General features: G+C 31.8%; 19 protein-coding genes and 1 pseudogene. 11 read left to right on the forward strand and 9 right to left on the reverse strand.

Annotated elements, in window-relative coordinates:
- Window positions 1-46 precede the first annotated feature (46 nt).
- Window positions 47-1222 carry a GlmU family protein gene (locus R2808_RS06940; protein WP_371270237.1) on the forward strand — a complete coding sequence of 392 codons (1176 nt, stop codon included), beginning with the start codon at window positions 47-49 and terminating at the stop codon, window positions 1220-1222.
- A 44-nt stretch (window positions 1223-1266) separates the two neighbouring features.
- On the opposite strand, the gene R2808_RS06945 is transcribed toward R2808_RS06940, so the two are convergent.
- Entirely contained in the window at window positions 1267-1560 is a 294-nt protein-coding gene (locus R2808_RS06945; RefSeq protein ID WP_371270238.1) for a hypothetical protein, read from the reverse strand.
- Window positions 1561-1704: 144 nt separating this feature from the next.
- Here R2808_RS06945 and mtaB point away from each other — a divergent pair.
- Window positions 1705-3032 (forward strand): annotated as a pseudogene (gene mtaB / locus R2808_RS06950) (tRNA (N(6)-L-threonylcarbamoyladenosine(37)-C(2))-methylthiotransferase MtaB).
- Window positions 3033-3034: 2 nt separating this feature from the next.
- On the opposite strand, the gene R2808_RS06955 reads toward mtaB, so the two are convergent.
- Complete coding sequence (locus R2808_RS06955) at window positions 3035-4255, reverse strand: MDR family MFS transporter (protein WP_371270239.1); 1221 nt, start codon at window positions 4253-4255, stop codon at window positions 3035-3037.
- A gap of 85 nt (window positions 4256-4340) precedes the next feature.
- On the opposite strand from R2808_RS06955, the gene R2808_RS06960 reads away from it, so the two are divergent.
- The 3 genes from R2808_RS06960 to R2808_RS06970 are packed head-to-tail and all read left to right on the forward strand — an operon-like array spanning window position 4341 to window position 6318.
- Complete coding sequence (locus tag R2808_RS06960) at window positions 4341-4934, forward strand: DUF1684 domain-containing protein (protein WP_371270240.1); 594 nt, start codon at window positions 4341-4343, stop codon at window positions 4932-4934.
- A complete protein-coding gene (locus R2808_RS06965; RefSeq protein WP_371270241.1) occupies window positions 4934-5578 on the forward strand; it encodes a TatD family hydrolase in 645 nt (214 codons plus the stop codon). Before R2808_RS06960 ends, R2808_RS06965 begins: the two co-directional genes overlap by 1 nt.
- A 14-nt stretch (window positions 5579-5592) precedes the next feature.
- Entirely contained in the window at window positions 5593-6318 is a 726-nt protein-coding gene (locus tag R2808_RS06970; RefSeq protein WP_371270242.1) for a ThiF family adenylyltransferase, read from the forward strand.
- A gap of 129 nt (window positions 6319-6447) precedes the next feature.
- On the opposite strand, the gene R2808_RS06975 is transcribed toward R2808_RS06970, so the two are convergent.
- Genes R2808_RS06975 through R2808_RS06985 form a run of 3 tightly spaced genes read right to left on the reverse strand, consistent with a single transcriptional unit; the run spans window position 6448 to window position 8769 of the window.
- Window positions 6448-7368, reverse strand: coding sequence for a T9SS type A sorting domain-containing protein (locus R2808_RS06975; RefSeq protein WP_371270243.1), 921 nt, complete (start codon window positions 7366-7368; stop codon window positions 6448-6450).
- 26 nt (window positions 7369-7394) lie between these two features.
- Window positions 7395-8528, reverse strand: coding sequence for an SRPBCC family protein (locus R2808_RS06980; RefSeq protein ID WP_371270244.1), 1134 nt, complete (start codon window positions 8526-8528; stop codon window positions 7395-7397).
- 52 nt (window positions 8529-8580) lie between these two features.
- A complete protein-coding gene (locus tag R2808_RS06985) occupies window positions 8581-8769 on the reverse strand; it encodes a hypothetical protein (protein WP_371270245.1) in 189 nt (62 codons plus the stop codon).
- A 71-nt stretch (window positions 8770-8840) separates the two neighbouring features.
- Here R2808_RS06985 and R2808_RS06990 point away from each other — a divergent pair, with 71 nt between their 5' ends.
- The gene (locus R2808_RS06990) at window positions 8841-9224 is read left to right on the forward strand and encodes a hypothetical protein (protein ID WP_371270246.1); all 384 of its coding nucleotides are present in this window, start codon (window positions 8841-8843) and stop codon (window positions 9222-9224) included.
- Between the two features lie 608 nt (window positions 9225-9832).
- Here the strand turns inward: R2808_RS06990 and R2808_RS06995 are convergent.
- Window positions 9833-10900 (reverse strand): branched-chain amino acid aminotransferase, encoded by a 1068-nt coding sequence (locus tag R2808_RS06995; protein WP_371270247.1) that lies wholly within the window; start codon window positions 10898-10900, stop codon window positions 9833-9835.
- Between the two features lie 179 nt (window positions 10901-11079).
- Here R2808_RS06995 and R2808_RS07000 point away from each other — a divergent pair, with 179 nt between their 5' ends.
- The 4 genes from R2808_RS07000 to R2808_RS07015 all read left to right on the forward strand — a co-directional run bounded on the left by R2808_RS07000 (window position 11080) and on the right by R2808_RS07015 (window position 13023).
- Window positions 11080-11589: a DUF4920 domain-containing protein gene (locus R2808_RS07000; protein ID WP_371270248.1), complete on the forward strand. Its 510-nt coding sequence runs from the start codon at window positions 11080-11082 to the stop codon at window positions 11587-11589.
- 1 nt (window position 11590) lies between these two features.
- Window positions 11591-12034 carry a hypothetical protein gene (locus tag R2808_RS07005; protein WP_371270249.1) on the forward strand — a complete coding sequence of 148 codons (444 nt, stop codon included), beginning with the start codon at window positions 11591-11593 and terminating at the stop codon, window positions 12032-12034.
- Window positions 12035-12080: 46 nt separating this feature from the next.
- Window positions 12081-12746 (forward strand): tRNA (5-methylaminomethyl-2-thiouridine)(34)-methyltransferase MnmD, encoded by a 666-nt coding sequence (gene mnmD / locus R2808_RS07010; protein WP_371270250.1) that lies wholly within the window; start codon window positions 12081-12083, stop codon window positions 12744-12746.
- An 82-nt stretch (window positions 12747-12828) separates the two neighbouring features.
- Window positions 12829-13023, forward strand: coding sequence for a hypothetical protein (locus R2808_RS07015; RefSeq protein WP_371270252.1), 195 nt, complete (start codon window positions 12829-12831; stop codon window positions 13021-13023).
- Here R2808_RS07015 and R2808_RS07020 read toward each other — a convergent pair.
- Window positions 13020-13961, reverse strand: a complete 942-nt coding sequence (locus tag R2808_RS07020) for a LysR substrate-binding domain-containing protein (RefSeq protein WP_371270253.1) — start codon at window positions 13959-13961, stop codon at window positions 13020-13022. The two genes, R2808_RS07015 and R2808_RS07020, sit on opposite strands and share 4 nt — an antisense overlap.
- 99 nt (window positions 13962-14060) lie before the next feature.
- Here R2808_RS07020 and R2808_RS07025 point away from each other — a divergent pair, with 99 nt between their 5' ends.
- Window positions 14061-14534 (forward strand): Dps family protein, encoded by a 474-nt coding sequence (locus tag R2808_RS07025; RefSeq protein WP_371270254.1) that lies wholly within the window; start codon window positions 14061-14063, stop codon window positions 14532-14534.
- A 57-nt stretch (window positions 14535-14591) separates the two neighbouring features.
- On the opposite strand, the gene R2808_RS07030 is transcribed toward R2808_RS07025, so the two are convergent.
- Together R2808_RS07030 and coaD are read right to left on the reverse strand one after the other, a co-directional pair.
- Window positions 14592-16130, reverse strand: a complete 1539-nt coding sequence (locus tag R2808_RS07030; RefSeq protein ID WP_371270256.1) for a SulP family inorganic anion transporter — start codon at window positions 16128-16130, stop codon at window positions 14592-14594.
- A 72-nt stretch (window positions 16131-16202) separates the two neighbouring features.
- Entirely contained in the window at window positions 16203-16658 is a 456-nt protein-coding gene (gene coaD / locus R2808_RS07035; protein WP_371270258.1) for a pantetheine-phosphate adenylyltransferase, read from the reverse strand.
- Between the last annotated feature and the right edge of the window lie 6 nt (window positions 16659-16664).

Genomic DNA, 16664 nt, shown 5'->3' on the forward strand with positions numbered 1-16664 from the left:
ACAATAAACTTTGTAACTTTAAACCTTTAACATTAATCATAATAAAATGAACTATATACTTTTTGACGGAACTGTTCGTAATGCGTTGCTTCCATTCACTTTTACGCGCCCAGTTGCCGATATTCGTGTGGGTATTTTAACAATTCGTGAGAAATGGGAAAAATATTTGGGCTATACCACTACTACACTCACTGAAGAATATTTGATGGAGAAATATCCGATGGTGGAAATGGAGGAAAATATTATGATTAATGCATCATTTTTTCCGAATGAGGTGTTGGTGGAAATGATTTTTAATTTGGAACCCAAACAGGCGATTTTGGCAGGTGAAGAAATCGTTGCATTTTATACCAACGACACGCAAGAGGAAATTGATTTTGATGCCTATGAATTGGTAGAATATGAAGGTGATTTGTTACGAATTGAAAACACTTGGGACATTTTTGAAAAAAATGATGCTGCTCTTCGTGAAGATTTTGATTTGTTAACTGAAGGTCGACATTCGCAACCAATTCCAAAAAGTGTTAACGTAATTGCTCCTGAAAATATTTTTATAGAAGAAGGTGCCAAATTTGAATTTGTGACGTTAAACGCTTCGAGTGGTCCTATATATATAGGTAAAAACACTGAAATTATGGAAGGTTCTTTAATTCGTGGGCCATTTGCCTTGTGTGAAGAGGCTCAGGTAAAATTGGGTGCTAAAATATATGGAGCAACAACTGTTGGGCCACATTGTCGTGTAGGTGGCGAGGTAAGCAATTCGGTATTGTTTGCCTACTCTAATAAAGGGCACGATGGTTTTTTAGGCAATTCAGTTTTGGGTGAATGGTGTAATATTGGTGCCGATAGTAACAATTCTAACTTGAAAAATAATTATGAAGAAGTTCGCCTTTGGAGTTATGAAACCGAAGGTTTTGCCAAAACAGGCTTACAGTTTTGTGGTTTAATGATGGGCGATCATAGTAAATGTGGCATCAATACGATGTTTAATACGGGTACGGTTGTTGGTGTTTCTTCAAATATTTTTGGAAGTGGATTTCCACGAAATTTTGTTCCGAGTTTTTCTTGGGGTGGTGCATCGGGTTTTACAACCTACATTACCAAAAAAGCTTTTGAAACAGCAAAAATTGTTATGAGTCGACGCAAAGTAGAATTTACCGAACAAGATGCAGCCATTTTAGAACACGTTTTTGAGGAAACTAAAAAGTGGCGAAAAGAGTAATTAATTAGCGAATTAGAAAATTAGCAAATAAGCGAATGTGAAAATTATAAAAAACCATTTATCGAATTACTTAAATAAATAAAAAAGATTATTACAATTAGTAAAGAAAGAATGGCAAATAAAATATCGCGGTTCTTTCTTTTTTTATTTTCTAATTGTTTTTGTGTTCTAATTTCTTCTAAAAGTTCGGGTGTAGCTTTTATGGGATCGTAACCAACTTCATTATAATTTATATGATAATCTTTCCAATCGGGTCGTGAAAATTTTGAGCTGGCACGTTGCTCTTTATTAAATTTTAAACTCTGAATAGCTTGAAGCATGAAACCACCACCCCACATAACTTTTTAATAGTTATACGAGAGGTTTTATAAAAAGTTACAATGATATAAAATTTTCAAATTTTCAAATTGTTTAATTTTCAAATTAAGCCTAACTTTGCACCCTCAATTTTTTGACAACGAATTCATGAATTGAGCTGTATTATGGAAAACAAAAAAAAAGTCGCGTTTTATACGCTAGGATGTAAATTAAACTTTTCTGAAACATCCACTATTGCCCGAAATTTTAAAGACGAAGGTTTTGACCGCGTTGATTTTGAAGACGTTGCCGACATTTATGTTATCAACACCTGCTCGGTAACCGATAATGCCGACAAACAATTTAAACAAATTGTTCGCAAAGCTTTACAAAAAAATGATAAAGCTTTCGTAGCCGCTATTGGCTGTTATGCTCAATTAAAACCAGAAGAATTGGCTGCTGTAGATGGCGTTGACTTGGTTTTAGGTGCTACCGAAAAGTTTAAAATCACCGATTATATTAACGATCTTTCCAAAAATGATATGGGTGAAGTACACTCATGCGAAATTGAAGAAGCCGATTTTTATGTAGGAAGTTATTCTTTTGGCGATCGAACGCGTGCTTTTTTAAAAGTACAAGACGGTTGCGATTATAAGTGTACGTATTGTACCATTCCGCTTGCTCGTGGTATTTCTCGAAGTGATACCATGGAAAATGTATTGAAAAATGCAGCTGAAATTTCTGCAAAGGAATTAAAGAAATTGTATTGACTGGCGTCAACATTGGCGATTATGGCAAAGGCGAATTTGGCAACAAAAAACACGAACATACTTTTTTAGAATTGGTTCAAAATTTAGATAAAGTTGAAGGTATCGAACGTTTACGTATTTCTTCAATAGAGCCCAATTTACTTAAAAATGAAACGATTGATTTTGTTTCAAAAAGCAGAACATTTGTACCGCATTTTCATATTCCACTTCAGTCAGGTTCTAACGATATTTTGAAAAAAATGAAACGTCGTTATATGCGTGAATTATATGTTGACCGAGTTTCTAAAATTCGTGAAGTAATGCCCAATGCTTGTATTGGTGTAGATGTAATTGTTGGTTTTCCTGGCGAAACTGATGAACATTTTTTAGAAACCTATCATTTTTTAAATGATTTAGCTATTTCTTATTTACATGTATTCACGTATTCAGAAAGAGATAATACAGAAGCAATAGAAATGGAAGGCATTGTTCCAAAAAATGTACGTGCAAAACGCAGTAAAATGTTGCGCGGTTTATCGGTTAAAAAACGTCGTGCTTTTTATGAAAGTCAAATTGGCACAACAAGAACTGTTTTATTTGAAAACGAAAATAAAGAAGGTTACATTCATGGTTTTACTGAAAACTATGTAAAAGTTATTGCACCTTGGCATCCTGAATTAGCAAACACATTGCAAGAAGTTACATTAACTAAAATTGATGACGAAGGAAGAGTTCGAATTGAGTTTATAAAAGAATTGGTGTAATTTTAGTTACTTTTTTCCTTTTCTACAAGCTTGTAAACCCAATAGCCTAAAAGCGCACCTATTAAGCCAAGAGTTCCCATAAAAGCCCAATTGGCTTGGTAGCCGAAGTTCTCAATTAGTGTCATTCCTGTTTTTGCCGAGAGTATGTGTGCTAAGCTATAGCTCATAGTAAAAATAGCCATATACCTGCCTTCGTGTCCTTTTGGAGCACGACTCATAGCAAACGAATTAGAAAACGGAAACGCTAGCATTTCGCCAAATGTCATTAGAAACATCATAAGCCAAAGCACAAATTCCCATTTGTTTGCAAGTAACATAAACATACAAATTCCCATTAATAACGTGCCAAGTGTAACAACAAGTATTTTATTAAACTTTCGTTTTTCAATAAAGCTAACCAATGGCATTTCTAAAACAAAAATTAACAATCCATTAAAGGTTAATAGTAAACCTGTTTTAAATTCGGTCATGTTAAATTGTTCCCTGTGGTATAAAGGCAAAGTTGTAAACAGTTGAAAAAATATAATTCCAGTTATTAAACAAGTTATTAAAAATATCCAAAACGGAATATCTTTAAATACAGATGCGGTAAGTACTTCGCCAGGGTTTTTGGTGTCTAAATATTTCGATTTTTCTTTTTCTTTTACCTGCCACCAAAAAATAAGTATGGCTAAAATACAAGTAAAACCATCAATCCAAAACAAACCTTTGTAGCCAATATTCATTATAATTAATCCGCCCATTGCAGGGCCAGCAGCAAAACCAAGATTAATGGCTAACCGAACTAAAGTTAAAGCACGGGTTCTATTTTCGGGTTTTGCATAGGCAGCAAGCGAAACAAACATAGCTGGGCGAAACATATCGGCAATAACCATAATTATAAAAATGGCAACTAGTAAACCTTCGTATGATGTAATGCGTTGAAGGGCAAAAAACAACAATCCGCTTGTAAACAAGCTAAAAATCATAATTTTATAAAACCCAATTTTATCGGATAATTTTCCGCCTAACCAAGAACCAACCATAGAACCACAACCAAAGCTTACCATTATCCAGCCTACTTGGTCGTAACTAAAACCCAAATCTTCTTTTAGGTATTTCGATAAAAACGGAAGCACCATTGTGCCAGCTCTGTTAATAAAGGTAATTAAGGTTAAAATCCAAATTTCGCGCGAAAAGCCTTTAAAGTTGTTTAGATATTTTTCGATTGCTTTTGTAGGCATAATTTCAAAATGAACAACAAAATTAAGAAACCCTTTTAGAAATTTATGTAAATGATAATTTATATTTTTGTAAAAATTATTTTTTATGAAATATCTAATCCTGTGTATTATCTGCATTAATTTTATTTTTTCCCAAGAAACCGACAGCACCGATGCGATACAATTTCAAGAAGAATTAAATAAAAACTTTTCCGATTCTTTGTCAAGTCCATTGCTTAAAGAAGATTTGCAGCAATTTAAAGGTTTAGATTTTTTTCCTGTTTCTGAAAAATTTATTGTAGAAGCTCGTTTTGTAAAATTAAAAAAAGAAAAGACTTTTAAAATGAAAACCACTACAAAGCGAGCACCAAAGTATAAAAAATACGGAACGCTTTATTTTAGTATAGATGATAAAGAATTTCAATTGAATGTTTATCAAAATTTAGAATTAACACAAAAAAAAGGCTACGAAGATTATTTGTTTCTACCGTTTACCGATACTACAAATGGAAAAGAAACTTACATAGGCGGTCGCTATTTAGATTTTAAAATTCCAAAGGATACTAAAGTAATTGTTAATTTTAATAAAGCATATAATCCTTATTGTGCTTATAATTACAACTATTCTTGCCCCATTGTTCCTATGGAAAACGATTTAAGCATTGCTGTAGAAGCTGGCGTAAAAAAGTTTCACGATTAATGCAATATATCAATTTACATACACATCGATTCTCGAACCAAAAAGAAGTTTTTGAAATAGTTAACCAGTATCCGAATGAGTTTTCTATAGCAATTCCACAGTATTCCATTGGTATTCATCCTTGGTATATTGCTTTAGAACGCTTGCAAAATGATATCCAATTAATTTCAGAAAAATTACAAGAAAAAAACTGTTTGGCACTTGGCGAGTGTGGTTTAGATAAGCGAATAGAAACGCCATTAGCTATTCAAACAACTGTTTTTCAGCAACAAATAGAAATGGTACAAACTACCCTAAAACCCATTATTGTGCATTGTGTAGCGGCGTATGAAGAAGTTATAGCTATAAAAAAAGAAATGAATATTAAAAACCCTATAATTATTCACGGATTTTCAAAAAATAAACAAGTTGCAAAATCACTTTTAGACAATGGATTGTATTTATCTTTTGGAAAACAGTTGTTGCAAAATCCAAATTTAGAAGAAGTTTTTAACTTTGTACCCCATACTTGTTTTTTCTTAGAAACCGATACGATTACAGAAAATATTGAAACGGTTTATAAAAAAGCAGCAAGTATAAAAAAAGTAAATATTGAGGCTTTAAAAGCACAAGTAAACGAAAATTATCATAATATATTCAAATAAAAAATTAATTAAGTATGGCAAAATGGCAAGAACGCGCAGCATTGTTATTTAAACCCGAAGGATTAGAAAAATTAACTAATGCTAATGTTATGATTGTAGGACTAGGTGGAGTAGGTAGTTTTGCAGCCGAATTTTTAGCTCGAGCTGGCGTAGGCAAAATGACTATTGTAGATGGCGATACGGTAGATATAACCAATATTAACCGCCAATTGCCTGCTTTGCATTCTACAGTAAACCAACCAAAAGTAACTATAGTAGGCGATAGGTTACTCGATATAAACCCAGCGTTGCAGTTAATCCGTATTCAGGAGTTTCTTTCGCCAGAACGTGCTTTCGAATTGGTTACTAACGAGTACGATTATGTATTGGATTGTATTGATAGTGTTACCCCAAAATTGAATTTAATTTTAGCCGCCAAACGCAAAAAAGTAAAAATTATTAGTAATATGGGAGCTGGTGGTAAGTTTTTAGCATCAAGAATAAAAGTAAAAGATATTAGTAAAACCGATTATTGCCCACTTGCTAAAAATATAAGAAAACGACTAAAAAAAGAAGGCATTTCTAAAGGTGTAAAAGTTGTATATTCTGATGAACGTCCAGATTACGATAGTGTAAAACGAACCGATGGCTCAAACTTTAAAAAATCGTTTTACGGTACAAATAGCTGGATTCCAGCCGCATTTGGATTACAAGCCGCCGAAACCGTTGTGATAGATTTGCTCGAAAGAAAAGTGAAGTAAAGTTTCATATTTATGAAGTTGCATTTTTGAAAACCGATATTTTATTCTGATACTTAACTTTCTTTAATGCACAAAGTTTACTTTTAAATAAAATTTGTCATTTTATAAATGTACTGTTAGCAACAGAGATTATAATTTAATGATTTTTGACATTATCTTGTTATTTGATTCAAATGTTACGGAAAGATAGTAAATACCTGTCGGTAGCTCTTTTATATCAAAAATAGTATCGTTTATGCTGAAGCGTTTTACTAGATTGTACCCCGAATATAATTCGATATTTGTTATTGTTTCATTCTCAATTGCATTAATAGAAAATGAATCAGTAACAGGGTTTGGGAATATTTTTATCTTATTTTGAACAAAATCTTCTTGTTTTAAAAATGGGGTTACACTTACATTATCAATATAATAAATCGCCTGAGTACTTCCCCAAGTTCCACCTGTAATTTGAGTTTGAGTTTGTGCATTATCGAAAAAATTACCTATGGTTAAGTATTGCTCATTGCCTGTTGCAGTGTAAGTTCCCGAAATTTGTGTCCAGCCAGTTGTATCTAAAACAATATCTTGATGAAGTATTTGGGGTAACACAACTATTGGTAGATTTGAACCATTCCCTGTAAGTTGGTTAACTGTAAAAATTGCACCAATATTATTAGAGGCAAGTCCTGGATTCTCAGATAAAGATACATAAAAAGAAACCTGATATGTTTCACCGTTTACTAGCGGTGATATTAGTTGGGTTTGAATATACTCCCTAAAATTACTTGTAGTAGGAGTTTGGTAATAGGTACAAATACCAACATAACCGTTTCCATCGAATGGTTCTTGTGTTCCATAAATATTTGAAGGCGTATCGACTGTTCCCACGGCGCAACTATTAAAATAGTCAGGTGTTCCTGTTGTATTGGGAGGTCTGTTCCACTGTGAAACATAATTTATTTGTGTTTGACTATTAGGGCACTGGGTATAGACTTCAAAACTTGGGTTTGGAACCAAATTTTGAGCCGAAGCAATAGAACCTATCAAAATATAAAAAAGTATTCTCATAATTTGTTTTATATACTTACTGCTAATTACAAGCTATCGTTAGCAATCTTGGCTTCAATTTCGGTAGTAGAAAAGTTTCGTTTTACAGTATCTCTACGGATTTTTACTTGAGGTTCTGCTGCAATACTATCGTTATTTGTGGTTGTTGCGTTTTTTACAGTTTTAGGTGTTTCAAAATATACAGGAATATAAATTTCGGTAGTGGTATTTGCAGGAATTTTAGCATCTGCAGTTTTATACACTTCTATATATTCTCCCTTTTTATTTTCTTTGTAATTGCTAGCTTCAATAGCTTTAAAGGCTGTGTTCCAAGCTTCTTCTCGGTAAGTATAGCTTCCTTTTAATGTTGTTTTTAACGATAAACCTCCGGTTAATTGTTGCGCATTAACAATTTTAGTTAAGCTATCATTTACAGGTGTAATAGGTAAGCAGGTTTTAAAAATGGTAGTTTTAGTTGCCATATTCCACGTTTTAAAAATTACAAAAGGCGAATTGTTAAAGGTTAACCGATGTTGCTTTCCTATTTGTGTTAATGTTGCTATATTCTTTTCTTTAGCTTTATCAAAACCATCAAACGAAATCGTATCGGTAATGGCAATATAAGTAGCGTTGGTTTTAGTAACAAAACCATCGTTGCTAATTTCATATTTAAAAAATGTAGAATGTAAAACCGTATTTAAATTTTTAAGCGATTGTTTCATTTTGCCGCCAAACAAACTTTGAAATCCACCTTTTAAAAAAGCTTTAAACTTCAATTTATTATCCGAAACACCGTTAATGCGCCAAGTAACAATAGTTTCGGTATCGTTTTTTTTAGTAAAAATAAAGGTAGTTTTTCCTTTAAAATCGTATTCGTTTATTGTACAATTTATAGAATCGTAATGTACAAGTTGCTCTTTTTTTATATTCAGTTTTTCAGTAATATTCCATTCTATGGCACTACTATCAGCACTATAATTTTGAGTGGTGGTATTTTGTAGCGGAGTAAACCACTTTTGCCAAGTGTTTAAGTCGTTAACAAAACCAAAAACTACTTTTTTATTTCCTTTTACGGTTTGCGATGCCGATATTTCGAAACTAGAAGGCTGTGTGGCAATAAATACAGTAAGTGCTATTGCGAATAATAAAAATAGTAATAGTAAATATTTGAAAATTTTCATTTTTTACAACAAGTTTTTCAAATATACACTTTTTCTTGTAAATACAACATAACTAAAGTTTTATAACTTTTTTTAGTAAAACTAACACGGCAATAAAAGTTACAATAGCAAGTAAAATCCAAAAAGTGCCTTTGTATTGTTTTTGTAATTGATGCAAATCTTTTTTATACACAAAAATTATAATGGCAATAAAAACAATTACAAAAAATAATGCAAAATATAGTTGACCTGTTGAAAACATACGGATAAATTTTTTACAAAAGTAAAAAATCAAACCTGCTTTACGTGTATTTTAGTACAAATTTTAAAAAAATGAAAAAACAATTAAATAGCGTAGCAAATTTTCATAAAACTTACGGATTAGGAATTGAGCAACAACCAAAAGCCGATTTAGGAAGTGCTAAAAATACACTTCGGTTTAATTTAATGAAAGAAGAAAACGAAGAATATTTAGAAGCTGCTAATAACAACGATTTGGTTGAGGTTGCCGATGCACTTGGCGATATGTTATATATTTTATGTGGTACTATTTTAGAGCACGGTTTACAACATAAAATAGAAGAAGTATTTGACGAAATACAACGTTCAAATATGAGCAAACTTGGAGAAGATGGAAAACCTATTTACCGTGAAGATGGTAAAGTAATGAAAGGGCCAAATTATTTTAAACCTAATTTTGAAAAAATTTTAAAGTAAAATTTTTATTTTCTTCGTTTAATTTCAGAAATATAACTTTCTATCTTTGGTACACTTCTAAAAATACTTAAAGAGGCATATCCGTATAAAAGTGAAACAATAATTAAAATAATTGAAGCAATAATAATAACATTATCGTTGTCATTTTCTTGAAAAAAATACCAAATGCTTACTCCAATCAAAAAAAGAAAAATACCACCAACAAAATAGTTAGCAATAATAAAAGCGCTTGTTTTTTCTTGTTTTAAAAATCCTAATCTATAAAAGTATAAAGCATCTTTATCATTTCAGTTTATTTATTCTTTTTTCTAGGTCGCCTTTATATACTTGAGAAGTTATTATTCTATTATAATGATATAGGAATAATCCGATAAATACAATTGAAATAAAAGGTAAGGATATTAAGATGTATTTTACCTCTTTAAATAAATTTAATGCAAGTAAAATCATTGAAACCCCCCAAAAAAATAGTATTTTTGAGAATTCATAAAGTTTTCTATTCTATTATTAACAATTTTATATTCTTCAATTAGAATTTCTAACTTTTTTTCATCAATTGCATTCATCGTAATATATTAATTATTAGTTATATCATTTGTTAAGTTACTTTAAATCTTAACCGTCCAGTCAAAGGTGTCTTCCGCTGTTTTATACTGTATGGCTTTTAATTTATCTTTTAAAAATTCTGCAGTAGTATCGGTTGCTTTGGGTAAATCGTAATAGTCATTTTCATACGAAAAGCCAGCCACAGGACTAATTACCGCTGCAGTACCCGAACCAAAAATTTCCTTTAAACTACCATTTTTTGCAGCAGCAAGTAGCTCGCTTACTAAAAGCGATTTTTCTTCTACTTTTATGTTTTCTCTTTTGGCTAATGCCAATATGCTTTTTCGAGTAACACCATCTAAAATTCTATCGCTAGTAGGCGCGGTATATAAGGTATCGTTAATTTTAAAGAAAAGGTTCATAGTGCCAGCTTCTTCAAGCTTTGTGTGTGTCGCATCGTCTGTCCAAATTACTTGTTGAAAACCGTTTTCTTGCGCTAATTTTGTAGGATAAAATTGGCCGCCATAATTTCCAGCTGCCTTTGCTGCACCAATTCCACCGTTAGCAGCACGACTATAATGATTAGCAATAATCACTTTTACTTCGCCAGAATAGTACGATTTTGCAGGAGAAAGCAAAATGGCAAAAGTATATTCGTCTGATGGCGATGCTTTAACACCCGTTCCTGTTGCAATCATAAATGGTCGAATATACAAAGAACTATCAGCATTTTTTTGAACCCAGTTTTTATCAATTTCGAGTAGTTTTCGTAATCCGCCTAAAAAAATTTCTTCCGTAATTTCGGGCATGGCCATTCTTACGGCACTTTTATTGAAACGTTCAAAATTTTGGTCGGGACGAAACAACCAAACGTCTTCATTAGAATCTTTATAGGCTTTCATACCTTCAAAAATAGCCTGACCATAATGAAAAACCTTAGCCGACGGATCTAAAGTAAACGGAGCATAAGGCATAATTTTTGGCGTTTGCCATTTTTCATTTTTATAGCTACAAACTAACATATGATCCGTAAAAGTACTGCCAAACACTACATTTTCAAAATCAACAGTATTTATTTTAGAAGTAGAAGCTAATGTTATTTCAATAGCTGTAATTGAAGGTAATTCCATAAAAAATAATTAAAAAATTTAAAACATCTTAAAAATCGATGCTTTCGCAAATTTAATAAAAAGGAACGAGCAGAAATAATAATTACTCATTTTGATGTAAAATATTATTAACAAGAAAAGCTGGCTTTTTTAAACTTTTGCCTTATTTTTGCTTCAAATTAATATTAAAAATAATAAAAATGAAAAAAAATATACTGCTTGCCTTTACAATAGCAAGTTTTGCAATAGCTTGTAAAGACTCAAAAACAGAAAACAGCAACAATGAAGTTACAGGAAACAAAGTAGAATATGCTACTTTTGGCGCTACAATAACCGATGCTGACGCTTTAACCGAAGCTGAAATGCTAGATAAATATAAAAGTTTAAAAGAAGGCGATACTATTACGGTAAAATTTAAATCGAACATTAATAATGTGTGCCAAAAAAAAGGTTGCTGGATGACACTCGATTTAGGAAACGAGCAAGAATCGTTTGTGAAATTTAAAGATTATGCCTTTTTTGTACCAATGAACGCACAGGAAAATCAATCTATTGTAGAAGGAAAAGCTTTTGTAAGTGTTATTAGCGTAGATGATTTAAAACATTACGCAAAAGACGAAGGAAAATCGCAAGCGGCTATCGATAGTATTACCGAGCCTGAAGTAACGTATGGTTTTTTAGCAGATGGGGTATTAATTGCTAAACAATAAAATGAAAAAAATAGTAATAATACTTGGCATAGCTGTTTTACTGTTATCGTGCCAAAAGAAGCAAGAAGAAAGCTGCGAAACTGATGCAAAAAAAAACAATGCCGAAGGTTTTGAAATGTATGAAATGAGTGAAATGGCTGCGTTAATGGAACAAATGTATGTAGATAACGAACGCTTAAAAAACCGAATTATTAGCGGCGATACAATAGGTGTTTTTCCACAACATTTTATTCGTATTCACGAAGCAGTATTAACAGACGAAACCGATAAAGATGCTTTTTTTAAGGAACAAGCGCAAAAATTTATACAAGCGCAAGAATTAATTTATAAAGAGCCCGAAAAAGCAAAAGAGCATTTTAACAACGCTATTGATGCTTGTATAAATTGCCATAAAGTTAAATGCGGTGGTCCTATTCCGCGAATAAAAAAATTATACATTCAATAACTAAAAAAGTTTAAGAGTAATCTTAAACTTTTTTACTTTTATGAAAATGGATAAAAAAATAATTACAACTAATGACGGTTCTGTAACCTTTTACATTGAAGAATGGAATGAAACATACCATTCTAAACACGGTGCTGTTGAAGAAGCAAAGCACGTTTTTATTAAAAACGGCCTCCATTTGTTTAGCAATAAACCAGAACTAGTTATTTTAGAAATAGGTTTTGGAACAGGTTTAAATGCTTTTATTACCTATTTAGAAACAAAAATACATAAACAAAAAATACACTATGTAGGCGTAGAGGCTTATCCTATTTCTAAAGAAGAAGCAAACTGTTTAAACTATGTAAAAGCATTAAACGCAATAAAAGAGGCAACTGTTTTTAATCAATTTCACGAAGTTGCTTGGGAACAAGAAAATCAAATTTCGCCCTATTTTAGTTTAACAAAAAAGCAACAATTTTTTCAAGAAATTAATCAAGAAAATACCTTTAACGTAATATATTTTGATGCTTTTGGTTACAGTGTTCAACCCGAATTATGGAGTGAAGAAATGTTTGTAAAAATGTACAAAGCATTAAAAAAGAATGGTGTTTTAGTAACTTACGCTTGCCGTTCTGTTATAAAAAAAGCAATGTTAGCGGCGGGTTTTTCTGTAGAAAAATTGCCAGGCGCACCTGGTAAAAGAGAAATGCTACGGGCAATAAAACTTTAACAAAATTTTACACAATAATAGTTTTACGAAAACGTTTTCTTTATATCTTTGAAGATAGTTTTTAACCAAACATTAATTAAATATGGCAACAAAAATGTTTAATTACACAAAATCGATACTTGAAAGAGTAAGTTTCGATTCTAAATTGTTTTGTAAAGAATTAGAAAAAGCGGTTAAAGTATTATTACCTTACGAAATAGAGCAACTACGCGACTGGCTTTTTCAATATACTAAAGAAAAACCCGAGTTAAGGCATTGTTTAGCTTTTATTAATTAATTTTTTATTTTAGGGCTAATTATTTCCACATCGTGAAAGGCAATAGCACCTCTAACTACGCCATTTATTGTATTGCGAAGCGCGTCAATTATATGCACTTTTAGCTCATTTTTAGAGTACAATAGGCTAATTTCTCTAGCTGGTTTCGGATTGGTAAACTGTCGTAATTTGGCTTTACTTTTTTCATTTAAATCTAAGGTATGCAAATAAGGTAGTAATGTAACACCAAGTCCTTCATCTACTAAACGAATAAGTGTTTCGAAACTTCCGCTTTCTAACTGAAAATGATTTTCGGCAATAAATTTATTGTTTTTGCATAAATTTAAAATACCATTTTTAAAGCAATGCCCGTCTTGTAGTAACAATAAATGGTCAAATTCTAAATCGTTAACTTCAATTTCTTTTTTGTCGATGCCATTATGATTATCGTTTAAGTACGCCACAAAAGGTTCGTAGTATAAAACAATTTCTTTTAAATTTTCATTTTCTAATGGCGTAGCAGCAATGGCACAATCTAAATGACCATTTGTTAATTTAGTTAGTATTTCTTCAGTAGTTAATTCTTCTATTATTAAATTTACTTTTGGATAACTATGAATAAAATTATTTAAAAACATAGGCAATAGTGTAGGGGTAACCGTAGGAATAATACCTAAACGAAATTCGCCACCAATATAGCCTTTTTGTTGATCTACAATATCTTTAATTCTATTGGCTTCATTTACTATATTTTTAGCTTGTGCTACAATTTTAGTACCTATTTCTGTTAATAAAATTGGTTTTTTGCTTCTATCAAAAATTAAAATATCAAGTTCTTCCTCAAGTTTCTGAATTTGCATACTTAAAGTTGGCTGAGTAACAAAGCATTTTTCGGCTGCAAGCGTAAAATTTTTGTGTTCGGCAACAGCTAAAACGTAATGTAATTGCGTTATGGTCATTTTATAGAAAAATTTTATGCAAATATAATAATTATCAATTTGATTTATAGTTTTACGCTATTATTTTTGAATAAATTTGTAGTAACAAAAAACAAGACAATGAAAACAAACACATTAGGATTACCAATTGAAGAAACAAAACAATTAATAACCGACTTAAATGTTTTATTAGCCAATTTTCAAGTGTATTATCAAAACTTAAGAGGTTTACATTGGAATATTAGAGGAAAACGCTTTTTCGATTTACATATTAAGTTTGAAGAATTGTATAACGATTCTCAACTAAAAATTGATGAAATAGCAGAACGCGTACTTACTTTAGGAGGCGTACCTTTGCATACTTTTTCTGATTATATTGAAGCAAACCAATTAGAAGTAGGTAAAAATATATCGAACGATGAAAAAGCAGTGCAACTTGTAATTCAATCGTTGGCTAGTTTACTGCAAATAGAACGAAAAATTTTAGAAGCTTCTGGCGAAATAAACGACGAAGGAACTAATGCAATGATGAGTGGCTTTATAACCGAACAAGAAAAAACAATTTGGATGATGAATGCTTGGTTAGATCAATAAATACACAATTTGGTTACTTAAATAAGCGGGTTTGGTGTGTTATACTAAACTCGCTTATTAATTTTTGCCAGGCATTACACTATAAGAAGGATCTTCTAATATATTAACATCAATAATAGCTTCGGCGTTTTTTAATAAAGTAATACAATCGTTACTTAAATGGCGTAAGTGTACCGTTTTTCCTAAATTGGCATATTTTGTTGTTATGTTATTAACAGCTTCAATAGCACTCATATCGGCAATTCTACTTTCGGCAAAATCAATTATAATTTCTTTCGGGTCGTTTTGAATATCAAATTTTTCGGCAAAAGCCGTTGTAGAACCAAAAAATAACGGACCAAATATTTCGTAATGTTTTATACCATTTTCATCTACATATTTTCGGGCACGAATGCGTTTAGCATTTTCCCAAGCAAAAACTAAAGCCGAAATAATTACGCCAATTAATACCGCTAATGCTAAATTGTGCATAAAAATAGTTATTAGTGTAACCACAAGCATTACAAAAATATCCGATTTTGGCATTTTGTTGAAGGTTTTAAAGCTTGTCCACTCAAAAGTTCCAATAGCTACCATAATCATAACACCTGTTAAAGCAGCCATTGGTAATAATTCAATTACAGGTGCACCAACTAAAATAATGGCTAAAATGGTTAACGCACCAATTATTCCTGATAGTCGTGCTCTAGAACCTGCCGATAAGTTTACTAAGGTTTGCGCAATCATAGGGCAACCACCCATTCCGAAGAAAAAACCATTAGCAATATTAGCCGTTCCTTGCGCTAAACATTCGCGGTTACTATTTCCTTTAGTAGCAGTAATTTCATCAACTAAATTTAGTGTCAATAAACCTTCGGTTAATCCTACAGCCGCCATTACTAATCCGTAGGGAAAAATAATTTTTAAAGTTTCCCAATTTAGTGGAATAGTAGGAATATGAAAAGGAGGAAGGCTACCGCTAACCGATGCTATGTCTTTTACCTGCTTGGTTTCGATTCCAAAAAGTAAAACAACAGCAAAAACAACGGCAATAGCAACTAAAGATGCTGGAATAGCTTTTGTAATTTTTGGAAAAAAATACACAATTGCAATAGTTAAAGCTACTAACCCGAGCATTATAAACATAGCACTTCCTGTTAACCAAGTTGTTTCGTCATTGCTAGTAGTTTTAAACTGTTCTAATTGCGACATAAAAATAACAACAGCCAAACCATTTACAAAACCATACATAACAGGTTGCGGAACTAAACGAATAAATTTACCAAGTTTAAAAACACCTACAATAATTTGAAGTAGGCCAGCTATAATTACAGCTCCAAAAACATATTCTAATCCGTGCGATTTCATTAACGCGATTAATACAATTACAGTAGCGCCTGCACCACCTGAAATTAATCCAGGGCGACCGCCAAAAATAGCAGTAATTAAGCCCATAATAAAAGCACCGTAAAGACCTACAAGTGGTGGAAACCCAGCTAAAATTGCAAACGACAACGATTCGGGAATCATGGTCATTGCAACGGTAAGTCCGGCTAAAATTTCAGTTTTATAATTTACTTTTTGAGAAAAATCGAATAAATTAAATACTTTTTGCATAAAAACTTCTTTTTGGCTTAAAAGCGGCAAAGGTAAGTTTTTTAACTAGAAGGTTAGGCACAAGTTATAGATTTACTTTTGTAATACAGATTCTGGAACCAGTTTTGAAATATCGCCACCGTTGCGCATTACATCGCGTACAATACTTGATGAAATATAAGAAGTGCTAGCAGCAGTTAATAAAAATACGGTTTCAATTTTAGATAAAACACGGTTTGTATGTGCAATAGCTTTTTCAAATTCAAAATCGGCTGGGTTGCGTAAACCACGCAAAATAAAATTTGCTTTTTCTTTTTTACACAAATCTATAGTTAAACCTGTATAAGTAATTACCCTAACTTTTGGTTCTTTTTTAAAGGCATCTTCAATAAATTTTTTGCGTTGTTCTAAAGGGAACATATATTTTTTTTCGGCATTTACACCAATAGCCACAATAACTTCATCAAAAAGCGAAACGCCTCGTTTAATAATATCGAAATGGCCATTAGTAATGGGGTCAAATGAACCAGGAAATATTGCTCGTTTCATACTTAT

It is taken from the genome of Flavobacterium sp., from assembly GCF_041392005.1.
GTDB lineage: Bacteria > Bacteroidota > Bacteroidia > Flavobacteriales > Flavobacteriaceae > Flavobacterium.

Bases quoted from the DNA above. Each gene is read 5' to 3' on its own strand.
- R2808_RS06940 (WP_371270237.1), top strand. From the start codon at position 47: ATGAACTATATACTTTTTGACGGAACTGTTCGTAATGCGTTGCTTCCA.
- R2808_RS06945 (WP_371270238.1), bottom strand. From the start codon at position 1,560: ATGTGGGGTGGTGGTTTCATGCTTCAAGCTATTCAGAGTTTAAAATTT.
- R2808_RS06955 (WP_371270239.1), bottom strand. From the start codon at position 4,255: ATGCCTACAAAAGCAATCGAAAAATATCTAAACAACTTTAAAGGCTTT.
- R2808_RS06960 (WP_371270240.1), top strand. From the start codon at position 4,341: ATGAAATATCTAATCCTGTGTATTATCTGCATTAATTTTATTTTTTCC.
- R2808_RS06965 (WP_371270241.1), top strand. From the start codon at position 4,934: ATGCAATATATCAATTTACATACACATCGATTCTCGAACCAAAAAGAA.
- R2808_RS06970 (WP_371270242.1), top strand. From the start codon at position 5,593: ATGGCAAAATGGCAAGAACGCGCAGCATTGTTATTTAAACCCGAAGGA.
- R2808_RS06975 (WP_371270243.1), bottom strand. From the start codon at position 7,368: ATGAGAATACTTTTTTATATTTTGATAGGTTCTATTGCTTCGGCTCAA.
- R2808_RS06980 (WP_371270244.1), bottom strand. From the start codon at position 8,528: ATGAAAATTTTCAAATATTTACTATTACTATTTTTATTATTCGCAATA.
- R2808_RS06985 (WP_371270245.1), bottom strand. From the start codon at position 8,769: ATGTTTTCAACAGGTCAACTATATTTTGCATTATTTTTTGTAATTGTT.
- R2808_RS06990 (WP_371270246.1), top strand. From the start codon at position 8,841: ATGAAAAAACAATTAAATAGCGTAGCAAATTTTCATAAAACTTACGGA.
- R2808_RS06995 (WP_371270247.1), bottom strand. From the start codon at position 10,900: ATGGAATTACCTTCAATTACAGCTATTGAAATAACATTAGCTTCTACT.
- R2808_RS07000 (WP_371270248.1), top strand. From the start codon at position 11,080: ATGAAAAAAAATATACTGCTTGCCTTTACAATAGCAAGTTTTGCAATA.
- R2808_RS07005 (WP_371270249.1), top strand. From the start codon at position 11,591: ATGAAAAAAATAGTAATAATACTTGGCATAGCTGTTTTACTGTTATCG.
- mnmD (WP_371270250.1), top strand. From the start codon at position 12,081: ATGGATAAAAAAATAATTACAACTAATGACGGTTCTGTAACCTTTTAC.
- R2808_RS07015 (WP_371270252.1), top strand. From the start codon at position 12,829: ATGGCAACAAAAATGTTTAATTACACAAAATCGATACTTGAAAGAGTA.
- R2808_RS07020 (WP_371270253.1), bottom strand. From the start codon at position 13,961: ATGACCATAACGCAATTACATTACGTTTTAGCTGTTGCCGAACACAAA.
- R2808_RS07025 (WP_371270254.1), top strand. From the start codon at position 14,061: ATGAAAACAAACACATTAGGATTACCAATTGAAGAAACAAAACAATTA.
- R2808_RS07030 (WP_371270256.1), bottom strand. From the start codon at position 16,130: ATGCAAAAAGTATTTAATTTATTCGATTTTTCTCAAAAAGTAAATTAT.
- coaD (WP_371270258.1), bottom strand. From the start codon at position 16,658: ATGAAACGAGCAATATTTCCTGGTTCATTTGACCCCATTACTAATGGC.